Origin of the sequence: Streptomyces sp. SM11 (assembly GCF_002910905.1) — a bacterium.
Taxonomy (GTDB): Bacteria; Actinomycetota; Actinomycetes; order Streptomycetales; family Streptomycetaceae; genus Streptomyces.
The window spans coordinates 1-21,706 of sequence record NZ_NEUE01000205.1; the positions used below are offsets into that span (position 1 = coordinate 1).

Annotated in this window: 22 protein-coding genes and 1 tRNA gene; 12 read left to right on the top strand and 11 right to left on the bottom strand. The window is 70.2% G+C overall.

Annotation, left to right across the window (positions count from 1 at the left end; all coding sequences use genetic code 11):
* Positions 1 to 425: 425 nt before the first annotated feature.
* Positions 426 to 734 (top strand): hypothetical protein, encoded by a 309-nt coding sequence (locus tag B9S58_RS19315; protein ID WP_103533369.1) that lies wholly within the window; start codon positions 426 to 428, stop codon positions 732 to 734.
* Between the two features lie 614 nt (positions 735 to 1,348).
* Here B9S58_RS19315 and B9S58_RS19325 read toward each other — a convergent pair.
* Positions 1,349 to 2,044, bottom strand: coding sequence for a hypothetical protein (locus B9S58_RS19325; protein WP_103533371.1), 696 nt, complete (start codon positions 2,042 to 2,044; stop codon positions 1,349 to 1,351).
* 167 nt (positions 2,045 to 2,211) lie between these two features.
* On the bottom strand, positions 2,212 to 2,586 hold the full coding sequence (locus B9S58_RS19330; RefSeq protein WP_103533372.1) for a DUF6344 domain-containing protein: 375 nt from the start codon (positions 2,584 to 2,586) through the stop codon (positions 2,212 to 2,214).
* A 291-nt stretch (positions 2,587 to 2,877) separates the two neighbouring features.
* On the opposite strand from B9S58_RS19330, the gene B9S58_RS38475 reads away from it, so the two are divergent.
* Positions 2,878 to 3,012, top strand: coding sequence for a DLW-39 family protein (locus B9S58_RS38475; RefSeq protein ID WP_219818897.1), 135 nt, complete (start codon positions 2,878 to 2,880; stop codon positions 3,010 to 3,012).
* A gap of 260 nt (positions 3,013 to 3,272) precedes the next feature.
* Entirely contained in the window at positions 3,273 to 4,610 is a 1,338-nt protein-coding gene (locus B9S58_RS19340) for a hypothetical protein (protein ID WP_103533387.1), read from the top strand.
* Between the two features lie 77 nt (positions 4,611 to 4,687).
* Here the strand turns inward: B9S58_RS19340 and B9S58_RS19345 are convergent, their stop codons facing one another.
* Entirely contained in the window at positions 4,688 to 6,058 is a 1,371-nt protein-coding gene (locus B9S58_RS19345) for a serine/threonine-protein kinase (protein ID WP_103533373.1), read from the bottom strand.
* 146 nt (positions 6,059 to 6,204) lie between these two features.
* Positions 6,205 to 6,753, bottom strand: a complete 549-nt coding sequence (locus B9S58_RS19350) for a helix-turn-helix transcriptional regulator (RefSeq protein ID WP_103533374.1) — start codon at positions 6,751 to 6,753, stop codon at positions 6,205 to 6,207.
* A gap of 178 nt (positions 6,754 to 6,931) precedes the next feature.
* On the opposite strand from B9S58_RS19350, the gene B9S58_RS19355 reads away from it, so the two are divergent.
* The 3 genes from B9S58_RS19355 to B9S58_RS19365 all read left to right on the top strand — a co-directional run bounded on the left by B9S58_RS19355 (position 6,932) and on the right by B9S58_RS19365 (position 7,898).
* A tRNA-Ala gene (locus B9S58_RS19355) sits at positions 6,932 to 7,004 on the top strand.
* Positions 7,005 to 7,218: 214 nt separating this feature from the next.
* Positions 7,219 to 7,503, top strand: coding sequence for a hypothetical protein (locus tag B9S58_RS19360; protein WP_103533375.1), 285 nt, complete (start codon positions 7,219 to 7,221; stop codon positions 7,501 to 7,503).
* Positions 7,485 to 7,898: a DNA-binding protein gene (locus tag B9S58_RS19365; RefSeq protein WP_103533376.1), complete on the top strand. Its 414-nt coding sequence runs from the start codon at positions 7,485 to 7,487 to the stop codon at positions 7,896 to 7,898. Before B9S58_RS19360 ends, B9S58_RS19365 begins: the two co-directional genes overlap by 19 nt.
* Positions 7,899 to 8,117: 219 nt before the next feature.
* Here B9S58_RS19365 and B9S58_RS19370 read toward each other — a convergent pair whose 3' ends face one another.
* The 4 genes from B9S58_RS19370 to B9S58_RS19385 all read right to left on the bottom strand — a co-directional run bounded on the left by B9S58_RS19370 (position 8,118) and on the right by B9S58_RS19385 (position 11,985).
* On the bottom strand, positions 8,118 to 9,017 hold the full coding sequence (locus B9S58_RS19370; protein ID WP_103533377.1) for an NmrA/HSCARG family protein: 900 nt from the start codon (positions 9,015 to 9,017) through the stop codon (positions 8,118 to 8,120).
* Between the two features lie 56 nt (positions 9,018 to 9,073).
* Positions 9,074 to 9,319 (bottom strand): acyl carrier protein, encoded by a 246-nt coding sequence (locus B9S58_RS19375; protein WP_103533378.1) that lies wholly within the window; start codon positions 9,317 to 9,319, stop codon positions 9,074 to 9,076.
* A 78-nt stretch (positions 9,320 to 9,397) separates the two neighbouring features.
* Positions 9,398 to 10,654, bottom strand: a complete 1,257-nt coding sequence (locus B9S58_RS19380) for a ketosynthase chain-length factor (protein WP_103533379.1) — start codon at positions 10,652 to 10,654, stop codon at positions 9,398 to 9,400.
* A 20-nt stretch (positions 10,655 to 10,674) separates the two neighbouring features.
* A complete protein-coding gene (locus B9S58_RS19385; RefSeq protein ID WP_374935691.1) occupies positions 10,675 to 11,985 on the bottom strand; it encodes a beta-ketoacyl-[acyl-carrier-protein] synthase family protein in 1,311 nt (436 codons plus the stop codon).
* Positions 11,986 to 12,337: 352 nt separating this feature from the next.
* Between B9S58_RS19385 and B9S58_RS19390 the strand changes: the two genes are divergently transcribed.
* Both B9S58_RS19390 and B9S58_RS19395 read left to right on the top strand, forming a co-directional pair.
* Positions 12,338 to 12,796 carry a MarR family winged helix-turn-helix transcriptional regulator gene (locus B9S58_RS19390; protein WP_103533381.1) on the top strand — a complete coding sequence of 153 codons (459 nt, stop codon included), beginning with the start codon at positions 12,338 to 12,340 and terminating at the stop codon, positions 12,794 to 12,796.
* 114 nt (positions 12,797 to 12,910) lie between these two features.
* Positions 12,911 to 13,351 (top strand): nuclear transport factor 2 family protein, encoded by a 441-nt coding sequence (locus tag B9S58_RS19395; RefSeq protein WP_308457912.1) that lies wholly within the window; start codon positions 12,911 to 12,913, stop codon positions 13,349 to 13,351.
* Positions 13,352 to 13,414: 63 nt separating this feature from the next.
* Here the strand turns inward: B9S58_RS19395 and B9S58_RS19400 are convergent, their stop codons facing one another.
* The 3 genes from B9S58_RS19400 to B9S58_RS19410 all read right to left on the bottom strand — a co-directional run bounded on the left by B9S58_RS19400 (position 13,415) and on the right by B9S58_RS19410 (position 16,831).
* The gene (locus tag B9S58_RS19400; protein WP_103533382.1) at positions 13,415 to 14,221 is read right to left on the bottom strand and encodes an AfsR/SARP family transcriptional regulator; all 807 of its coding nucleotides are present in this window, start codon (positions 14,219 to 14,221) and stop codon (positions 13,415 to 13,417) included.
* Positions 14,222 to 14,531: 310 nt separating this feature from the next.
* The gene (locus B9S58_RS19405; RefSeq protein ID WP_103533383.1) at positions 14,532 to 16,082 is read right to left on the bottom strand and encodes a GMC family oxidoreductase N-terminal domain-containing protein; all 1,551 of its coding nucleotides are present in this window, start codon (positions 16,080 to 16,082) and stop codon (positions 14,532 to 14,534) included.
* A gap of 65 nt (positions 16,083 to 16,147) precedes the next feature.
* Positions 16,148 to 16,831: an O-methyltransferase gene (locus B9S58_RS19410; protein WP_258044705.1), complete on the bottom strand. Its 684-nt coding sequence runs from the start codon at positions 16,829 to 16,831 to the stop codon at positions 16,148 to 16,150.
* A gap of 275 nt (positions 16,832 to 17,106) precedes the next feature.
* On the opposite strand from B9S58_RS19410, the gene B9S58_RS19415 reads away from it, so the two are divergent.
* The 4 genes from B9S58_RS19415 (at position 17,107) to B9S58_RS19430 (ending at position 21,667) form a co-directional block, all read left to right on the top strand.
* Positions 17,107 to 17,910, top strand: coding sequence for an SDR family NAD(P)-dependent oxidoreductase (locus B9S58_RS19415; protein ID WP_103533384.1), 804 nt, complete (start codon positions 17,107 to 17,109; stop codon positions 17,908 to 17,910).
* Positions 17,911 to 17,978: 68 nt separating this feature from the next.
* Entirely contained in the window at positions 17,979 to 19,070 is a 1,092-nt protein-coding gene (locus B9S58_RS19420) for an aromatase/cyclase (RefSeq protein WP_374935690.1), read from the top strand.
* Positions 19,063 to 20,940, top strand: a complete 1,878-nt coding sequence (locus tag B9S58_RS19425) for an AMP-binding protein (RefSeq protein WP_103533385.1) — start codon at positions 19,063 to 19,065, stop codon at positions 20,938 to 20,940. Before B9S58_RS19420 ends, B9S58_RS19425 begins: the two co-directional genes overlap by 8 nt.
* A gap of 10 nt (positions 20,941 to 20,950) precedes the next feature.
* Positions 20,951 to 21,667: an SDR family NAD(P)-dependent oxidoreductase gene (locus B9S58_RS19430; RefSeq protein WP_103533386.1), complete on the top strand. Its 717-nt coding sequence runs from the start codon at positions 20,951 to 20,953 to the stop codon at positions 21,665 to 21,667.
* Positions 21,668 to 21,706 lie beyond the last annotated feature (39 nt).

Consider the following 21,706-nt stretch of genomic DNA (forward strand, 5'->3'; position numbering starts at 1 on the left):
GGAGTGTGGGTCGAAGGCGGACGGGATGGGAGCTGGGGTGAGTGGTGGGTTCATGGAGCTTGGTGGCGGTCAAGTTGCAGCTGGCGTACTATGCCCGATAGGGCAAGCCACGTACGCCCGAGCCGCTGTTGACATGCGCCTATGCCGCGAAGTCTGCGCCGACGGTCAAGGTTTTTCGAGACCCGTGATGACGTTCCTGCCCGGCGAGATTTGCTAATCGGCAGGTGGCATAGGCCCTGCTCGACATGGAGCAAGTTATGCCGAAGAATAGGCGAACGACTGCACAGCAGAAGGCTCGCGCTCTCGCGAGGGCCACTCCCGACCTTCCGTACTGCGTCGCGTTGGCTCAGGTCAGTTCTCACTCTGCTAGCCAACAGCAGCAGCTTAAAGAGGAAGCCCCCCGGCGCTCGGTCGGTACTGCGCCGATGTCAGAGGTAGGCGACGATGTGGTCCCTCCTGCGCTCGCTCAACTGTCGCTGGCGCTGGAGCGGACGCTGCGCAAGATGAACGAGCCGTCGCTGGCGCTGGAGCGGATGCTCCGCAAGATGAACGAGCCGTCGCTGGCGCTGGAGCGGACGCTGCGCAAGATGAACGAGCCGTCGCTGGCGCTGGAGCGGACGCTGCGCAAGATGAACGAGCCGTCGCTGGCGCTGGAGCGGACGCTGCGCAAGATGAACGAGCCGATGAACAAGGGGCTGTCAAGTTCGCGAGGGCCGGGCGACATCAGCGGCTGACACCAACACCTGCGATCAGGAGCGGCCAGCAGCGAACGCCGAATAGCGGTCTAGCCTGAGAAATTGGGTACCGCCCGGTGGCAGATCGAGTCGGCGACCGACCTGATAAGGATGAGGCCACAGGTTCAAATCCTGTTAGCCCCACCAGCACGAAGGCCCCTCACCGGTAGCGGTGGGGGGCCTTCGCCATGTGCGGCCGGCATCAGGCGTTCAGCGGATCCGGAGGTGCGGCGGAGCACGGCCCGCGCCGGATGGGCGGGCTCCGCCTCCGGCGCGGGAGGCCGACCATGGAGCCCCCGGCCGGCTTGGGTTCCAACGGTCCTCGCGACACCCGCGATCTGTAGGGGTCGCGGGGGACCGTGGGCGTTGGGCAGCCCCGGATGGAGGGCAGATCGAGATCCAGCCGGTGATGAACAGCGAAGACCTGCGGAAGGGGCTCGCCGCACTGCAGCAGGGCTGAACTGCTCGGCCGCCCGCGGCGCCCGGCGCGGTGACCCGGAAGCGTGACGTACCCGTGGATCGGGATCCACCTACGGCGTTCACATTCCGTCGGCCCCCGGAGCGAAGACCCCCGGTCACCAGTGACCGGGGGTCTTCGCGTTGCGGGGGCGCGATCAGCGTGCGGGATTCAGCTGGACGAGGTAGCCGGGCTCTGGACCGTCGAAGGTCTCCAGCAACCTGCTGGACGCGAACCAGAGGGTGGTGGGCTCGTCGGCGGCCGGGATCTGGAAGACGCCGTGCTCGGGGCCCTTGCTTCCGGGGTTGAGACCGTACGACGGTCCCGTCTCGCCCTTTTCGCTCCAGTAGTCGGCGTACTCCCTCGCGTAGACGGCGTCGGACTGGCTCTGGCTGTACGCGGTGTCGTCGACGTTGAGGGTGACCGTTTCGTCGAGGCTCCAGACGGCCTCGCTCTTGCCGACGTTCAGCACCTCCATGCTGAGCACACAGAACTGCTTCCCGTCCTCGGGCGTCGGGTTCGCCGTCGGTTCGCCCACCGAGTCGGCCGCGTGCGCGAGGACCTCCGGGTCCAGCGATTCGCCGCACGTGACCTTCTCGACGGTGATCTCGAACTCGTCGGGCCGTTGCTCGGCCGTGGAGCCGAGGGTCAGCCTGAACGGCTCTCCGGTCCGGGGCCTGCCCAGGACCTCCGCGCCCGGCGGTGCGCCGTCGTCCGGGCTGCTGGTCGCCGCCGCCGGGACCGTGCTGCCGGGGCTCGAAGCCGTACCGGTGGAGGCCGAGGAGCAGGCTGTGACCGTGAGGAGCGCGACGGCGGTGCCGAAGGCCGCGAAGGTGGTGGCACGAGAGCTCATCGAACGGTCCTTTCGGCGGTGCACCGGACCCTTCCATGGTCGTCCGGCGCACCGCCGACCGCTCGTCGGAGGTCCAGTCCTCGTGCGAAGAGGCCCGGGGCACACGGAAAAGGCCCCCGGCCGGTGTGAACCGGACCAGGGGCCCCGGGGCGCGGTGGCGGCCGGGATCACGGGGGTGGCGCCGGGGAGTCGCCTTCCGGGGCTGTGGGGTGGGAGCCGGCCGGGCCGGTGGTGCGGGCGGTCTCTGCGGGGTCGAGCGACAGGTGGCGGGTGGCCGGGGAGGAGCCGTGGGCCTCGGCGCGGATGCGCTGCTTCATCGTGGGTGGGAGGGCCCGGTCACGCGGAAGGGTCCATCGGACCGAGGGCGCGAGCGGAGTTGCCGCGGTGGCGCCCGTGTGCTCCTGGGGCGTGGCGCTCGGCCGCGCGGCGTTCGTGGCGTTCGTGGCGCTCGCCGTGGCGGTGGCGAGGCCCAGCGACGCCAGGAGGGCGAAGAAGGCGGTGATGAAGGCGGTCCAGATGTTCTTGGGCTGGAAGGTGCTCATGGCCCCTCGCTTTCGGACGGTCCGGCTGCTGACTTCTCCGATCATGTGGATCCGGGCCGCGTTTCCGGGGAGCGACGCCCGCTCTGCGCCGATCTTCGGATTAACACCACTCGTATGGTGCAACCGGAGTGGACAGGCCCTCGCGGGCGGTCGGAAGGGGGTGCCGGGAGGCCGTTCGGGACGCCCTGGAGGGGCTGTTCCGGGGGTGCGGGCAGGTCACCGATCGGTATCGGCCGGTGTGTATAGTCGGCGGCAGAAGGCCCTTACGCCAAGGAAAGACGAGGTCGCGCGGTGAAGAAGCTTCTCCTGGTCGCACTGGCCGCCATCGGCGGGCTCCTCGTGTACCGCCAGATCCAGGCGGATCGCGCCGAGCAGGATCTGTGGACGGAGGCGACCGACTCCGTGCCCGCAGGCCCGGGTGTGTGAGACGGCACAGTCTGTTACGGGCCCCGGTCGCTGAGCGGCCGGGGCTTCGTGCTGTCCGGAACCCCCGCGACTTCACTTGTGCGAACAAATAGCTTGCTTACGTGAATACCCGTCAGGGAACTCGGCGTCGGCGGCGCCGGCAAGCGGGACAATCCGGCTGGGGCCGGAGACAGCAGCGGTGCGGGCGGGGCAGGATGGACCGGTATCGCGGCCGGGCGGTCGACGGGGCGACGGCGCGTGAGGACGACGAGGGGAAGCGCGTGAAGAGGCAGCGCAACAGGGGCCGGGCGGCGGCCGCGGTACTCGCGGTGATGTGCGCGGCGGCGGTCCTGCCGGGGCAGGCGCACGCGGCCGGCCCCGGGGCGTACGCGTTCGACCCCGTCGCGAAGAACGTGCAGGGGGCGACGGCGAACGTCGAGGCGTCCGAACTCGACGAGGGCGTCCCGTACCGCAGCACGATCAGGCCGGGCGAGAAGCTCTACTACCGGGTCGTGCTGGACGATGTCTCCGCCGCCTATGTCTCGGCGGTCGCGGTGCCCGGTGACAGCGACACGGTCGCCTACGGCGACGGCATCACCGTCAGCCTCCGGGAGACCGACGACACCCGGTGCGGCTCGGAGCGGGCGAACTTCGGCGCGGGCAAGTACGCCCGTCCCATCGCCGCGTACGCCTCCCGGACCGTCGAGGAAGGCAGCACCACCTGTCAGGAGAGCGGTCCGTACGACGTCCTCGTCGAGCGCGAGAGCAAGTCGGCGGCCGATACCGGAGCCTGGGACCTGGAGCTGCGCTTCCTGCGGGAGCCGCAGGCGAAGAGCGGGGCGTCCCTGCCGACCGACGGGCCCGACAGCTGGCCCTCGGCCTCGGCGAAGCCGCTGACCGGGAAGCAGCAGAAGCGGTCCGGCGGGGCCGGGTACTCCGAGGCCACCAGCCTGGCGAACGGCCGCTGGCAGGACACCGTCGCCCCGGGGCAGACCCGCTTCTACCGGGTGCCGGTGGACTGGGGCCAGCAGATCCACGCCACCGCCGGGCTCTCCAACAGCACGAGCGCCAAGAAGGACTTCGTGGGCAGCGCGCTCACCCTGTCACTGGACAACCCGGCCCAGGGACATGTCTCCGACGCCATGCTCTCGTACTCCGGAGGGCCCGCGTCCGCGTCGCTGAGGCCGCTGCCGCCGGTGGCCTACCGCAACCGGTTCGACTCCTCGAACCAGGTCAGCGCCATGCGCTTCGCGGGCTGGTACTACCTGTCGGTGTCTCTCAGCCCGCAGCTCAAGGAGTCCTACGGCGACGAGCCGATTCCGTTCGAGCTGGCGGTCCAGGTGAAGAACAAGGCCGAGGAGTCCCCGTACGAGGGGGACGCCGGGGTCTTCGGCGTCACCGACCAGGACCGGGAAGTGGCCCGGAAGGGGAAGAACGCCCGCGAGGCCGCGCGGAGCGGTCCTATGACCGTGGTCGCCGCGGCCGGGATCGGCACGGGGTCCGTGCTGGTGCTCGGGCTGGGCGTCTGGACGCTGCTGGCCCGCCGACGGGCGACGGCGGGCGGCCCGGCCGCCGGTCACCCGGCCGGTGAGGGCCACCAGCCGCCGCAGGGCTGGTAGTCGGCCCGGCGGCGCTCCCCTCGCCGGGCCCGCCGTGTCGGCGGTTGCCGTCGGCCGGGGCCGTCGGACCCGGGCCGTCAGACCTGGGTCAGGGCCCAGATCCCGACCGCGAAGCAGATCAGCGCCACCACCAGTACCGGGACCGCCACCTTCGGGGGCGGTCCCGGACGCGTTCGCCGTACGGGGGCGTGGGGCGCGGCGTGCCGCACCGACGGGTGCTGCTGGTCGGTGTAGGCGCGGGTGGAAGCGGGATCGTGCGGAACGCCGGAGGCCGGCGCCGGGGAGGGGCCCGGCGTGCCGACGGCGTACGGGGGCGGTGCGTCCGCTGTGAACGCTGCGATCGGCTTCTTCTGCTGCAACCCCGGCTGCGCGTACGGCTGTTGCTGTGGCGGTGAGCCTTCGGACGGGGGTGCGAGGTGGAAGCTGCCCGTCTCCGACATCGAGGCGGGGGGCGGTGCGTAGGACTGCTGACCGGACGGCTGCGGAACGGCCTGCTGCGGAACGGCCTGCTGCGCCGCCGCGGCCGCGGGGCCGGGCGGCGCGGGGTCCGCGGTCGGCTGGGGGGCGGTGACGGGCCCGTCGGGACCGAATCCCGCCGGCAGCGGCCCGATCTGGTCGAACACCTCCACCGGCTCGTCGTCCGGGCCGGGGTCGGGCAGCATCTCGACCGCCGCGGTCAGGGCCTTGCGCGCGCCCGTCGAGGTCCGGAACCGGGCGTGCGGGTCCGGCTGGAGCAGACCGGCGAGAACCTGCCACAGCGGCTCGGGAATTCCGTTGGGTGCGCTCGGGGTGCCGTGCGCGGCGAAGCGCTCGACCAGTGCCTGGGAGTCGGGCTTCTGGCCCTGGAGGAGGTAGAGCGCGACCAGGCCGACCGCGAAGAGGTCCGCGGGGAGATCGGGTTCGGCGCCCATCATCTGCTCGGGGGCGAAGTAACCGGGCGTACCGACCACGTAGTTGGTCTCGGTCAGCCGGGGTTCGCCCTTGCGCATCGAGATGCCGAAGTCGGAGAGGCGCAGATGCGGACGGCCTGTTCCGGTCGCCTCCATCAGGATGTTGGCCGGCTTGATGTCGCGGTGCACCACCCCCTCGGCGTGCACCGTGGAGAGGCCGGAGAGCAGCTGGTCCAGCAGCAGGCAGACGAAGCGCGGGGGCAACGGGCCGTAGTCGCCTATGACATGGGCGAGCGAGCCGCCGCTCACCAGATCCATGGTGAACAGGACCTTGTCGTCGTCGGCGGCCCAGCTGGCCGGGGCCAGCACATGCGGGTGCTCGATGCGCAGGGCCTGCTCGCGGACGAAGCGCAGCAGCGTGTGCGCGTCGCTCTGCTGGAGCACCTTGGCCGCGACGTACCTGCGGCGTCGGTGGTCCCAGGCACGCCAGACGGCGCCGACCCCACCTCGTCCGATCGGATCGATCAGCTCGTACCGACCAGCGAAGACCTCACCCATTGTGCTGCGCCCGCTCCCCGTTCCTGTGGGGCCGCGGCGTCCGCCGCGGCCCGTGTCCGGCCCCCGTGTCCGGCCGGCACCAGGGCGCTGCACGGTGCGCGCGTGCCCTGGCTCCGTCGTCCCTCGTCCGTCGTGTTCCGGACCCGCTAGCTCTGGTGCCCCTCGTAGTGCGCGACCGCGTCCGCGGTGCGCCCCGCTCCGTACACCTTGAGGAACTCTGCCAGCTCCGGGTGGGTCGGGGCGAGGGCGTCCGAGGCATCGATGATGTCGCCGGCCGCCGCGACCGACCGCAGCAGGGACTGGATCTCGCGCACCACACGGCGGACGGTGGGAGCACCGCCGGTGGAGCCGGTCTGGCCGGTGGCGGTCAGGACCGACCCGCCCTGCGACTTCTTGATCTCCTCCATGCGGTCGGTGGCCTCGCCCGCGCTGACGCTGCCGTCGGCCACCTGGCTCGCCAGCTCCTGGAGGGCCTGGACGCGCTGGACCACCGCGGGGTTCCCGATCTTGGCCCGCTGGCCGCTCATCAGCTGGGAGAGCATCGGGGCGGACAGCCCGAGAGCAGCGGCCAGCCGGGCCTGATTCAGGCCGAGATCATCGATCAGCCGACGGAAGAGCGCCCCCAACGGCTCTCCGTACCAACTGCGTTGAAGCTCTCTGGCTCTTGCCGTCGCCTCTTGTTGCGCTGCGTCCATGGCGTCTCCCCATCGCTGCGGCTTCGCTGCTGCGAACCTTGCGAGCATCTTACGGAGCGTGCTCGTCCACCGGGAGTCCCTATCCTTTTGCAGGATTACGGGGGTCACCCGGTACGCTGGTCCACGACGGTAGCCCTGGCGCGGACGTGCTGGGCGTTGCCTTCGTTCGTTGTGGCCCGGGGCCTTAGCTCAGTTGGTAGAGCGCTGCCTTTGCAAGGCAGATGTCAGGAGTTCGAATCTCCTAGGCTCCACTGTTAAATGCCCTCTGACCTGCGGAGACGCGGTTTCAGGGGGTATTTTTGGTGCCCATTGGTGGGCATGATGTGCCCATCAACCGACTCGCGGCCCCTGAGTTGACAGGGGCTGAGGTCTGCCTGTCTCCCCCGTGGATCCCCTGGGCCTTCCGGGATGCGGGAGGGCGAGCGCTGCGAGCCAGGTTTCCTACTCGTTTGATACAGTGCGGATATGTCCGAGTCGACGTACGGCATTGGTGAGGGGCCGGCGACGCGGGTCAGCCTCTCTCTGCCCGAGGGGACCGCTGAGGCGATCCGCGCCCGGGTTGGCAAGCGTGAGTTCTCCGCGTTCATTGCCGCGTCCGTCGAGAGGGAGTTGCGCGGCCAGGTGCTGGACGAGTACTTGGCCGACTATGAGAGCCGTAAGGGATCGATCTCCGATCAGGCGCGGCAGCAGGCGCGTCAGGTGCTCGACGAGGTGTTCGCTGAGGACGACCAGTGGCCCGCCGCGAGCTGAGCCACGAGGGAACGCTGGTCCTGGACAGCGAGGGGCTCTCCAAGCTGCTCAGCGATGACGAGACCGCGGTGTCCCTTGTCGCGGAGGCGCGGTCCCGCGGCATGGAGGTGGTGATCAGTGCGCTCACCATCATCGAATCCGTGCATTCCCGTACGAACAAGGCGCGGCTGGGCTGGGTGCTCTCCGGCCTGCGCGCCGTGCCGGTGGGGGATGAGGAGGCGAAGGCGGCCTCGGCACTATTGACAGGGGCTGGGCTGCACGGTCACGAGTACGCCATCGATGCGGCTGTGGCCGAGGCAGCGCTGCGGCAGCAGCGTCCGGTTGTCATGCTGACATCGGATGTCGACGACATGACCAAGCTGTGCGGCAACAGGGTGCGTGTCGTCGCCGTGTGAGCCACCCCGACATGACGATGTGCGGCGCTTGAGCGATTGAGCCACGGCCAGTACCGACGGGGCAGGCCTCGCCCTGTGCGCTGACGACCAGGGCCAGGCGAGCGTGCCGCCGAGGGCCGCTTGGACGGCGCCGACCCCTCGCCGTGTCCTGTGACTCTTCCTGTCTGGTTCTCCGCGTCGGCCGACGAAGTCTTCTGCGTGTTGCCCGGTGATCACCGCTCACAGCAGCGAGGCGAACGATCCCCGTTCCGTCTCCAGCCACTCGCCGAAGGTCCGCATGCCTGGATGAAGAGTCCGGGCGCGGTCCACATCGGTGGGGGCCACATCAGGGTGGCGGCGGGTGAACTCCAGCATGTCGGCTATGGCCGCTGCGTTGGGAAGGGGAAGTTGCCGGAACTTTTCGTACGGCACGTCCTGGTAGGTCACCGGAACACCGAGAGCCTTGGTGAGCAGGGCGGCGTACTCGGCGGGCGGCAGCAGGTCACCCACGACCTTGACCACTTCGCCGTGCACCTTCGCACCGGCGTCCAGCAGTGCCGTGACCACTCCGCCGAGGTCGGCGACACAGACGGCGGGCAACGGAGTGTCACCGTGGGGAAGGCTGAAGCAGAGTGACCCGTCCGACTGCCGGCGTAGCCGCCGGGCCGGCCAATTCTCGTAGTACGTGGACAGATGGACCGTGACGACGGGGGCCCCACGACCGCGAAGGTCCTCTTCCAGCCGGGCCTTGCCGTCGTGATGTGGCAGCGACAGGGCGCCGCCGCTGCGGCGGCGCGCTTCTGGAAGGCTGCTGTGCACCAGCGTCTCGGCACCGGCGGTCAGTACGGCCTCTGCGGCCGTCCTTGCCACCCGGTACTCGTCGTCGCGCAGCGACCAGAAGTCGGTCACCAGGAACCCCGCGCGAACACCCTTCGCTGCCCGCCTTGCCTGCCCGGCATCGGTCAGGTCACAGGCGACCACCTCGGCGCCGAGCGTGGCGAGCTCCCGCGCCGGACCGGACGCCGGGTCGCGGGTGATGGCGCGCACCGCGTACCGGCCGCTGGTCAGCAGGGCGCGAGCCACAGAACCACCTTGGGCTCCGGTGGCACCGGTCACGAGTACGAGAGGTCTGTCGGTCATGTTTCCTCACCTGGGTCGGAGCGTGGCCGGGGCCGAGCGGCAGGCCGCTCCGCCGTTCAGCGGGCCGAGTTGACCGCGTCGAGCAGCAGCCGGGGTGTCTTCGCGCCGCTGAGTTGATCCTCGGGGACGGTCACGTTCCGTTCCCGCTCGATACGCGTCGCGGTCTCCAACAGGGCGAGCGAGTCATAGCCGAGCTCCTCGAACGGGTAGTCGAGGATGTCGCCTTCGAGCGTCATGGACTCGTCCTCGCCCGCACACTCGCGCATGATGCGCCTGAGGTCCTCAATGGTGAATTCAGACATGGTCGGTCGCCTTTCGGTTCGTCGGGGTGGGAGTCGGGGCAGGAGCCGGGTGAGGAACGGGGGGGGGTGTGCGGTCGGTCAGGAAACAGCGCGGACCACGACCGCCGTGTTGAAACCGCCTCGCCCTCGCGCCAGTACCAGGACCTCACCGGTCCCGAGCGGACGCGGACCGCCCGTCACGAGATCGAGGCGGTACGCGTCGGGCACCCGGCCCACATCCGCGGTCGGCGGGATGACGCCGTCCCTGACCGAGAGCAGCGCGGTGGCCAGGTCGAGTGCGGAGGCGCCGGCGCCGGGCCTGCCGGTGAACGACTTGGGCGCGGTGACCGGCACGCCGTACGGGCCGAAAACCTCAGCGATGGCTGCCGCCTCCGAGGTGTCCAGCTCCGGCACGGCGGCCGCGTCGGCGAAGACGGCGCCTATGCCGCCGGGCTCCGTCCCGGCGTCGGCCAGTGCGGCGCGGATGGCACGGGCCAGTCCCGACGGGCGGTCGGAGCCCGGGGGCGGGTCGAAGGTGGCTGCGTAGCCCGCCAGTTCGCCAAGTACGTGGGTCGCTCCGCGCGCTCGGGCCGAGGCCGCGCCCTCAAGCATCAGCAAGGCGCCTCCCTCGCCGATGACGTGCCCGCACGCGTCCTCGGCGAAAGGCCGGTACGCGACCTCCGGACGGTCGTCGGTGCTCAGTCGGCCTCCGGCCAGCTCCGCGACCAGGCCCCACGGGCAGAGCGCCGACTCCATCGCGCCGGTGAGTACGGCTGGGGTGCCCTTGCGCAGCAACCGACGAGCGTGTCCGGCGGCGTCGAGCCCGCCCGCCTGCCCGCTGACAAGCACGCCGCTTGGCCCGCGAAGACCGTACCGGATCGAGATCTGACCGGTGTTGACCGCGTAGAACCAGGCGAAGGACTGGTACGCGCTGACGTACCGGGGGCCCATGGACCACAGGTTCTGAAGCTCACGCTGGCCGAACTCGAAGCCGCCGGCCGCGTTGGCGGTCACCACGCCAATGCCGTAGTCCGGCAGGACCGTGGGGTCGATGCCGGCGTCGGCCAGGACTCCGGCGGCCGCGGCCAGGGCGAGCTGGGTGACGCGGTCCGTCTGTGGCACAAGTCGGCCGGGTACATGGGCCGCCGGGTCGAAGCCAGTGATCTCGCCAGCCGTTCGGCTCGGGTAGGAGGAGGCGTCGAACCGGCTGATCGGCGCGATGCCGCTCCGCCCGGCGAGCGTGCGCTCCCAGAACTCCCGCTTCCCGGAGCCGTTGGCGGCCAGAACCTCCAGGCCGGTCACGACCGCCGGTTCGTGGGTAGAAGGAGGCGGAGCGGCTGCAAGGGCGCCGCCCATGCTGGAGGGGGAGGCTGTGATCATTTCAGTACCCCTCTCGGGCGCTTGAGAACCATCGCGCTCTGGAAGCCGCCGAAACCACTGCCCACCGTGAGTACGGTGTCGAGCCGCTGCTCCCGCGCAGTCAGCGGTACGTAGTCCAAGGGGCATTCGGGGTCGCTCTCGCGCAGGTTGGCTGTGGGTGGGACGACGCCGTACTCAAGCGCGAGGGCGCAGGCCGCGATCTCGATTGCCCCGATCGCGCCGAGCGAGTGGCCGATCATCGATTTGATGGAACTGACCGGGACGGTGCGTGCGTGCTCGCCCAGGGCCCGCAGGAACGCGGCCGTCTCGTGCCGATCGTTCTGCCGGGTTCCCGATCCGTGAGCGTTGACGTAGTCGACCGCCGTCGGATCGAGCCGTGCCTCGTCCAGCGCCTGCCGGATCGCCTCAGCCATTTCGCGGCCGTCCGGGCGCAGGCCGGTCATGTGGAAGGCGTTGCTGCGCGAAGCGTGCCCACCGATCTCCGCGTACACGTGGGCGCCCCGGGCCCGGGCGTGCTCCCACTCCTCCAGTACGAGCATGGCCGCACCCTCGCCGAGGACGAATCCGTCGCGGGTCAGGTCGAAGGGACGTGACGCGGTGGCGGGGTCGTCGTTGCGTGCCGAGGTCGCCTTGATCGCGTCGAAGGACGCCACCGTGATGGGTGAGATCGGCGCGTCGGTCCCGCCGGTCAGCATCACGTCGGTTGTGCCCTCACGAATCAGCTCGCAAGCGTGCCCGACGGCGTCGAGTCCGGAGGTGCACCCGGCGGAGATCACCGCCGCCGGCCCCTCCCCGCCCGCTGCCCAGGCCACTTCGCGGGCCAGGGTGCTCGGCACCAGGTAGTCCTCCAGGTGCGGTACGGCATGCCGGTGGTCGACGAGCCATTCGCGGCCGGAGTCGCTGACCACGGAGTACTCCTGCTCCAGACCCATGGTGCAGCCCACGGCGCTCCCGACGGACACCCCGGTCCGCTCGGGGTCGAGCGGCGCCGCCAGCGCCAGCCCGGCGTCCGCCAGCGCTTCCCGGGTACACGCCACCGCGAACTGGGCCGCACGATCCATGCGGCGTACCTCGCGTGGCGTGAACCCGGCGGCGAGCGGATCGAACGAGCACTCTGCCGCTATGCGGGACCGGTAGGCCGAGGCATCGAACAGGGTGAGGGGTCCAGTGGCCGTCCGGCCCGAGGTGAGAAGCGCCCAGAATTCCTTTGTTCCGTTACCACCGGGGGCTATGACGCCGAGGCCGGTGACAGCTACCCGGCGCGTCACCGAAATCCGCCGGTTGTTCGCACCAGGGGAAAGGTCGATGCACCTTTGGCCGTCGGCATTACGGCTGGAGGTGCACTTTCGGATGCGCTGCGATTTGCAAATTCACACACAGCGATGTCCACTTTCTGTAGAGGTGTTCCGCTGTCCATCGAATCGACTCTTTCCCGTTCTCGACTGTTTCTGTCGGGAGTCTCCGGTGTATTCCTCCAGTGACATTCGAGATGATTTACGCCGCCGCTGGAGGGACGCTAGGGAACCAGTGGAGCCGAGGCCGGGCGGGCGGCGGGGAGGGCGGCGTATCCTGTCCGCGCGGCTGATCCGCCTTGGCTGGTCCGCAGCGCCGTCGGCCAGGAGCCGTCGTATCTCTGCCCGCGACCCGAGGGACCCCGTCATGGATGCCGTCTCCCTCCAGGATTTCAGCACCCTCTTCTCCCTGGTGGGCCGTGCCGCGCGCATCCGGGCGGAACGCCGCCTGGGCGACTTCGGCCTCCACGCCGGCCAGCAGTTCTTTCTCAAATGCCTATGGGAGTCGGACGGCAGCACAGTCGGCGAACTGGCCCGCCGGGTACGGGTGGAGGGACCGACGGCTACTCAGGCGATCAAGCGCATGGAGGCCGCCGGCATGGTGCGTCGCACGCCGGACGTGCAGGACGCCCGCAGAAGCCGCATCTGGCTGACCCCGCTCGGGCGCGACATCTGGCCCAAGGTCGACGCGGAGCTGCGCAGGCTGGAGGACGAACTCCTCGCCCCGTTCTCCGCCGAGGAGCGGGAGCAACTGGTGTCGTTGCTGTTGCGGCTGTACGACGCGGCCCAGGGAGACGGCCGCGAGGACGGGCCCGTCGCCTTCTGACCCCGATCCCGGGCAGCGGGCGCCATTCGGCAGGCATCGGCTCAAGCACAGCTCCAGCCGCATTCCAGGTTCCGCGCGCACGATCGGAGGCCCGACGGTGCGAAGGAGAACACGGTGTCACAGACCATCACGGAGCCGGTCGCCGAGGACCGGCTCTACAGCGAGGTGTCGCACTTCTACGCGCGCCAGATGCAGACGCTGGACGACGGCCGGACGGAGGAATGGGCGAACACCTTCACCGTGGACGGAGTCTTCGCCCTCCACGGCGGTCACGACAAGGCGACGGGCCGGCCCGCTCTCGCCGCCAGCAGCGCCCGTGCCCGTGCCGCCCTCACCGAGCAGGGAATCACTCATCGGCACTGGCTCGGCATGCTGACCGTCACGCCCCGCCCCGACGGAAGCGTCGCGGCCCGCTGTTACGCCCTGGTGATCGCCACTGCCCGGGGCGGCATGCCGACCGTACATCGCAGCACCGTCTGCGAGGACGTACTGGTCCGTGAGAAGACCGGCTGGCTGGTGCGGGAGCGTCAGGTGACGAGGGACGACCTGTTCTGAGACCGGCACCACTTCGGGCCGGCCCCGTCCCGGGGCCGGCCCGAAGGCGGACGGTCGAGCCGATCAGCCGGCGGCGCGGCCCGAGGCGATGCCGACGGCCGGGAGATCGTGCGGGGCGCCGGGAGAGAGGATCGCCTGCTGCAACTGTTGGAGAAACCAGGCAGGTTCCATGCCCAACTCGTCCGCGAGGGCCCTCCGCAGCCGCTGGTACACCTCCAGCGCGCAGAAGCGGCGGCCGGACCGCCACAGCGCTCGCATGTACTGGGCGTGGAGGTTTTCGTGAAAGCGGTGATGGGCGACCAGTGTGGTCAGCTCGCCGACCAGCGCCTGATGCTTGCCCAGTCGCAGCTCGGCGTCGATGCAGAGCTCAAGAGTGCCCAGTCGCAATTCGTCCAACCGGGTCACATGGGCGGAGATGAGCGGCCCCGTGTCGACGTCGGCCAGCACCGGCCCGCGGTACAGGGCGAGCGCCTCACGCAGCAGCGCGGCCCCTTCGGCGTCGGCACCCCGGCCGATGGCCTGCCGGCCCTCGTCCGTCAGTTTGCCGAACCGGTAGAGGTCGTAATTCTGTTGCGGGATGCGCAGCATGTATCCCGGTCCCACGGTTACCAGGTATGCGGCACCCGAAGCCGGGTCGGACCCGTGCAGCAGTTTTCTCAGCGTCAGAATGTAGGTCTGGAGCGTGGTGCGGGCGCTGGCTGGCGGATCGTATCCCCAGAGTTCCTCCACCAGAGCGGACACCGGGACGATCTGATTGAAATGAATGAGCAGAAGCGCCAGAATTTTTTTCGGCTTGGGTGCGCTGGGTACGCAATTATAATCCCCAAGCGATAATTCGAGCATTCCCATTATTCCGGCCGTGATCTCCATTACCCCCCCTGTCTCGCCACCTGGCCTGGACAGTACCCCGCAGTGGCGCGATCGATTCGAACCAGTATTCAAAGGAATCGCAAAAGGAGCGACACTCTCGGCGAGTTTCCGCGCGGGTAACAAATTCCGCGGAACGCTCCACCAGCGACGCTGCCAGGGGGTGCCGAGAGACCGAAAGACGTTGAGAGACACCGAGACACGCCGAGAGAACGTCGCGGCACCGGATGAGCAGGCGCGCACCGACTCCCACCCGCCGTTCGCCGCCCGGGCGGCGAACGGCGGGGAGGCCGGGCGGGGCCCGGTGCCGGCCTCAGGCCAGGATTCGCGTCAGCGCCTTGCTGACACATCGGTCGGCGAGCGCGGTGACTGTCAGGGCCGGCGGCACCGCTGCCATCGTCCCGGGGATGAGCGAGCTGTCGATCACATAGAGGTTGTCGTAGCCGTACAGCCGGCCGTCGAGCGCACAGGCCTTGCCCAGCACCACACCGCCGAGGGTGTGCGACGCGGTGTCGGCGTTCACCCGCAGGGTGGAGGTGCCGGGATTGGCCGCGTTGATCCGGTCGACGGTGGCGGTCACCGCCTGAGTGGCGCGCGTGGCCGATGCGCTGGTGGCGGGCCAGGTCAGCGACACCCCATCGGTGGCGGCGTCGTAAGTGAAGCAGCCCTCGGCCGCACAGGTGGTCATGGCGAGCGCGGCCAGTGCGCCGGTCCCGTCCGGGGTCGGTACCGGCCACGGAAAGTTGATCATGGTGACCGGCTCGTACGGATTGTCGAGATCCTGGGCCACGATGCCGGAAGGGCCGCCCTGGGTGGGGTTGTTCCAGGGCATGCCCACCCGGACCGTCTGGCGGTCGCTGTTGGTGCCCCAGCCCCGGCCGACCGAGGCCCGCAGCGCGGGCAGACTGCCGCGCGCCCGGGCCCGTACCAGCAGACGGCTGGTGCCGAGCGAGCCCGCGGCGAAGAAGACGTGCTCCGCCGAGAACTCCGGCCGGGCCACCACGGTCCCGCTCTCGTCGATCCGCTCGCACCCCACCAGGTAGCGCCCGCCGGACGGCACCACGTCCACCACCCGGGTGAGTGTCTCCACCGCGACCCGGCCGGTCGCCTCGGCGGCGGCGAGTATGGTGCGGTCGACACTGTGCTTGGCCCCGCTGTTGGCGCCCCAGATCGAGCGCGCGATGATCAGTGACGGCTCCCGGTTGCCGGCCGCCTCCTCCCGTACGGCCTGCCAGTCCACAGCCATGTCCGCCCGGTACGGCGACAGGCCGGCTGCCGTCGTCTCCGCAGTGAACGAACGCGCCGCCGTGTAGTACGAGGACGCGTACACGTCGTCCGGCATCGGCGCCGGGCCGATGAGCGCACGGGCCCGCGTGTACCAGCGCTCGCTCATCTCATCGAAGTCGACGTGGGTGCCGAATGCCCGGTTGAATGCCTCCTGGGAGGGCTTGAGCATCACCGCGTTGTTCACCAACGATCCGCCGCCGACGCCCGCGCCGGCCAGGGCGATGACGCTGTTTGTCCGAAAGGCCTCCAGTACACCGGGGTAGACGTCGAGTTGCTGAGGGACGAACGGGCTCCAGGAGTTCAGCCACGAAGCCCGTCCGTCGGGCGCAGCCGGCGTGGCGAAGGTGCCGCCCTGCGCGGCGATCGGCCACCGCCTGCCCCGTTCGAGAACGACCGAGTCCACGCCGGCCTGTGCCAGCCGCAGCGCGGCGACGCTTCCGGCGTATCCGCTGCCGATGATCAGCGCCTTCACGGGCTCCGCCGCGAAAGCGGACCGCGAGGGTAGTGCTCCGATTGCCGCGCCCGCCGCGACGCCGGTGAGGAATCTGCGGCGCGATAGCCCGTTTCTGCCTGACATGCCACTCCTTGATGAGCCGGACTGTCCAACGGTGCGGCTGGGGGTGGCCGCCTTGGATCGAAGCGTCAGATCTTGCGGGCGACCGTAAGACCGTCGGCGATCGGCAGCATGACCACGTCGACCCGCGGATCGGCGGCCAGCGCCGGGTTGAACTCGCGCAGCGCCGCGGCGTTCCCGGTCTTCGCGTCGTCGCCGAGGACCCGGCCGCCGTAGAGGACGTTGTCGAAGACGATCAGACCGCCGGGCCGGGTACGGACGATCAACTCCTCGTAGTAGGCGGCGTAACCGGTCTTGTCGGCGTCCACGAAGGAGAAGTCGACTGTCTCCTCACGGGGCAGGGCGCGCAGAGTCTCAAGAGCGGGCGCGATGCGCAGCTCGATCCGGTCGCTCAGCGCCGCCGAATCCCAGGCGTCACGAGCGATCCGCGTCCACTCCTCGCTGATGTCGCAGCAGAGCAGGTGCCCATCCGCGGGAAGCGCCCTGGCGATCGACAGGGACGAGTACCCGGTGAAGGTGCCCACCTCGATCGCACGACGGGCGCTGGCCATCTTCGCCAACAGGGTGATCAGCGCGCCCTGTTCAGGCGCGATGCGCATGCCGGCCCGGTCGCCGGTCTCCTTCTCGGTCCGCTCCACCAGGTCGTTCTGGGCCGGGAGCGGCGCGATCCCGGCGGCGACCACGTAGTCGACGACCTCCTGAGTTGCTGCCACCCTCATCGGCTGGTCGGCAGACATTTCCACGGCGGGCATTTCCACGGCCACTCCTCCATCGGGACTTCGCTGGGCTTCACTTCACGGGACTTCACTGGACGTCACGGGCAGGAACGGAGGCCACCGTAGGAGCGACCGGTCAAGGTGCGCTCAAGAACGGATCCATGGCGCCGGCGTCCCGCTCCAGCAGCGTTCGAGCGGCTCTCCAGTGCGGAGCCGCAGTCTCGGTGACCGCGGGAACCCGGTCCGGCGAACGGCCGGAGCACCGGCCCTCCCACAGACGATGCCGCTCGGCGGCACCGAAGAGGAGCGAGATGACCCTCACGGACACCACCGCCCCGGCAACCCGGCGTACTGCCCTGATCACGGGTGCCACCAGCGGGATCGGGCTGGCCGTCGCCCGTGAACTGGCCGCCCAGGGAATGCGGGTGTTTCTGTGCGCCCGGTCGGCAGACTCGGTGGCCGCCACCGTCAAGGAACTCCGCGACCAGGGCTGGGAGGCCGATGGCACCACCTGCGACGTACGTTTCCGCGTGGAGGTCGCGGCGCTGGTGGCCACCGCGGTGGAGACCTTCGGCCCTGTCGACGTACTGGTCAACAACGCCGGGCGTAACGGCGGTGGCAGCACGGCCGACCTGCCCGACGAGCTGTGGTACGACGTGATCGACACCAACCTCAACAGCGTCTTCCTGGTGACCCGGGAGGTGCTGTCGGCCGGCGGGATGCTGGGACGCCCGCGCGGACGCGTCGTCAACATCGCTTCCACCGGCGGCAAACAGGGTGTTGTACTCGCCGCTCCCTACTCCGCCTCCAAGCACGGCGTGGTCGGCCTGACCAAGGCGCTCGGGCTGGAACTCGCCAAGTCGGGCACAACCGTCAACGCGGTCTGCCCCGGCTATGTGGAGACCCCGATGGCGGGGCGGGTACGGCGCGCCTACGCCGAGGCCTGGGGCACGGACGAGGAGCAGGTACGCGAACGGTTCGAGGCCAAGATTCCGCTCGGCCGCTACACGACGCCGGAGGAGGTCGCCGCCATGGTCGCCTACCTCACCACGCCGGCCGCCGATGCCGTCACCGCGCAGGCCCTCAACGTCTGTGGCGGCCTGGGTAACTACTGACCGCCCCGTCACCCCACCCCGTCCCGCCCCGGCGCGTGAGCCGGACCCTCGACCGGAAGGTGCAGAACGTGTCCCAGAGCGTGCAGCCAACCCCTCCATCCGTCCCGTCCAGCGGCTCGCGCGAGCCGACCGAGGGCCACACCCGGCCGGCCGCAGGGCAGCCGGCGGACGAACCCACCCGTGTGCACGTCGAGCACACCGTGACCGTCGACGCCGACGCGGAGGCCGTCTTCGCCCTGGTCGCCGATGTCGAGCGGTGGCCGCTGATCTTCCCGCCCACCGTGCACGCCGAGTACCTGGAGCGTGCGCCGGCGGAGGGCGGGACGGAGCGGCTGCGCCTGTGGGCCACTGCCAACGGCGCCGTGCGTTGCTGGACTTCCCGCCGCGAGGTCGACCCGTCCCGGCTCAGCATCACGTTCGGCCAGGAGCGGCCGGCCGCGCCGATCGCCGCCATGGGCGGCGAGTGGATCGTACGCCCGGACTCCGACGGCGGCACCGAGGTCGTGCTCACCCACGACTACGCCGCCGTCGGGGATGACGCCGAGACCCTGGCCTGGCTGGAGGAGGCCGTGGACACCAACAGCCGCGCCGAACTCGCGGCCCTGGCCGCGGCCGCCGGCCGGAACGGCGCCGAGGGCGCGGACGGCGCCGAGGGCGCGGACGGAGCCGACGGCAGGCTTGGCTTCACCTTCCGCGACACCGTCCACATCGAAGGCACCCTCGTCCAGGTGTACGCCTTCCTCGACCGGGCCGAGCACTGGCCGGAGCGTCTGCCGCATGTGGCCCGGGTCGCCCTCACCGAGGACGTACCGGGCCTGCAGATCCTGGAAATGGACACCCGCACCGCCGACGGCTCCTCGCACACCACCCGCTCCGTCCGCATCTGCACCGCGCCCGATCGCATTCGCTACAAACAGCTCCTGACGCCGGCACTGCTGCGCGTGCACACCGGAGTCTGGCTGCTGGTCGAGGACGAGCACGGAGTGACAGCCACCTCTGAACACACCGTGGTCATCGAGACGGATGCCATCAGCAAGGTCCTGGGCGAGGACGCCACCCCGGCGCAGGCCCGTGCGCTCGTCCGGGATGCCTTGAGCCGCAACAGCGCGGCCACCTTGAACCGGGCCAAGGCGTTCGTCGAAGGGGCGTCCGGTGTCTGATGTCCTGACCGGCCTCCCCACTCGCGCCGACCTGCTGCTGCGCGCGAGCTCCCGTACGGGGGCCGATCGCCCGGCCCTGATCGTCGGTAGTACGAAGCTGCGGTACGCGGATCTCGACGGGGCGGTCGACCGCTGCGCGGCGGTACTCCACACCCGATTCGGCGCGGCGGGCGCGGTGGTGGCCATCGGTGCGGAACTTCACCCCGACGTGGTGGTCGCCTACCACGGCGCCTTGCGCAGTGGGAACCTCGCGCTGCCAGTCGTCCCACTCCTCCGGGAACAGCAACTCCAGTACGTACTGGGCACATCAGGCGCCAGAGCAGCCTTCGTCGGCCCGGCGCAGTACCGCCGACTGCGCCGCGTCCTGAAGGGACTGCCGGAACTGGAGCTGGTCGTCGTACTCGGCCAGGGAGCGGAGTCGACGGACCGGGAAGGCCCGCACTTCGTCGAACTGCTCGACGGCGCCGGGAACGTGGAACCACCCGAGCACCCGGCCCAGCCCGATGATCCGGCGGCGCTGCACTTCACCAGCGGAACCACCGGAATGCCGAAGGCCGTGGTCCTGAGCCACCGCAATGTCACGGTCAACGCCGTGCAGACCGCACGGGCGCACGGCCTGGGCCCCGATTCGGTGAGTCTGGTGCACTTCCCCAGCTACCACCCCATGCACATGAACGCGGCGATCGCCGCCGGGGCGGCCCAGGTCCTCGTCCCCGGACCCGACCCGGCAGAGGCGGTCGAGGAGGCTCGCCGGCGCGGCGTCACGCACTTCTACTCGCTCCCCGCGCGCCTCACGCAACTGGCCGCGTACCCCCGGCTGTCAGAACTCACGCTGCCGGCGGCGCACATGATCGCCTCCGGCGGCTCCGCACTGGCACCGGCGGTCGCGACGGCTCTCGGCGATCACTTCGGTCTCCCCGTGGTCCAGGGCTACGGTCTGGCCGAGACGTCCCCGCTGACCCACTTCGACCGGCCGGGCGACCCTCGCCCGGGTTCGGTCGGCGCGCCGGTCGAAGGCACCGGGCACCGGGTGGTCTCCCTCGACGACGGGCGCGTGCTGCCCACCGGGGAGTCCGGTGAGATCCAGGTACGCGGCCCGCAGGTCATGCTCGGCTACCTCGACCAGGGGATCACTTCCGTGGTCGACGCCGACGGATGGCTGTCCACCGGAGACGTGGGCCGGACCGACGAGGACGGACGGCTGTTCCTCACCGACCGCCTCAAGGACGTCTTCAAGTGCGACAACTGGCTGGTCTCGCCCTCCGAGATCGAGAACGCCCTGGCCGAGGACCCTGCCGTGGCCGACAGCGTCGTACTCGACCGGCCGCACCCCGTATCGGGCGCCGTCGCCCATGCCGTGCTGGTGCTCGCAGGCGACGCCGGCGCTGACTCCAACAGCGGCATCGACGCCGACGAGGCCGACCGGGCGGTGGCCAGGCTCAACGAGCGGTTGCCCTACTACAAGCGTGTCCACACCCATGAGGTCGTCGGACAGATCCCTCGCTCACCGAACGGCAAGATCCCCCGCCGTGAGTTGCGCGCCTCATTCCACGCAGGACTCGATGGAGGTTCCACGATGGTGATCCTGGTCAACAAGTTCATCCTTACCGCCGCCCCCGAGGAGTTCGAGAAGGTCTTCGAAGCCAGCTCCGTGTACATGCGCGGCCGGCCCGGCTTCATCGACCACACACTCGTCCGCTCGCTGTCCAATCCGAACATCTACACCAACATCGCCCGTTGGGAGGACGCCGCCGCCCACCTCCAGGTCATCCAGTCCGAAGGTTTCCAGGAGCACATCCGCGACCTGGCCGCGGTGGCCAAGGCCGAGCCCGAGCTGCACACGGTGGTGTCCCACGTTGCGCGCGGCTGACCCAGGGGGGATGGCCGGCGCCCGAGTACTGGTGGCCGGCGCAACCGGACGCGTCGGCGGCGCGGTGGTGCGCCGGTTCGCGGCGGCCGGCGCGGAGGTGGTGGTGCACGGCCGCGGTGGGTCGGCGGCCGCCCTCGCCGCCCGTACGGCCGCCGATCACGGTGTCACCACACATGCGGTGACGGCCGACCTCACAGACGACGACGGCCCCGCCCGACTGCGCGCGGAACTCGTCGCGGCGGGTGTGGACCGGCTCGACGTCCTGGTCAACTGCACCACCGGCTACGACGGAGAGCCCAGGCCCGCCGCACAGCTGACCGTCCAGGAGTTCCGCGACCTGCTCGACATCGACGTCGTCGGCGCCTTCGCCCTGGTGACGGCGGTGCTGCCGCTGCTCGCCGCAGCCGGCAACGGCAGGGTGGTGCTGCTGTCGTCACTCGCCGGGGTGCGTGGCCGGCCCGCGGCCCCACACCTCTGCGCCGCGAAGGCAGGGGTCGCCGGCCTTACCCTGGCGCTGGCCCACGACCTGGCAGCCGACGGCGTACGGGTCAACTGCGTCGCCCCCGGCCCCGTACAGGATCCCGCCCACCCCCACACCGGGCCGCTCGGCCCCGGAGTGGTGCCCACCAGCGCCGACGAGGTGGCGGGTTGCGTCCTCGCGCTCGCCTCCGACCTGACCACTGCCCTCAACGGCCACCTCCAGGTGGTCAACGGCGGCAGGCCCTGACGACCCGAAGGCGGTATCCGACATGACTGCGCACACCCC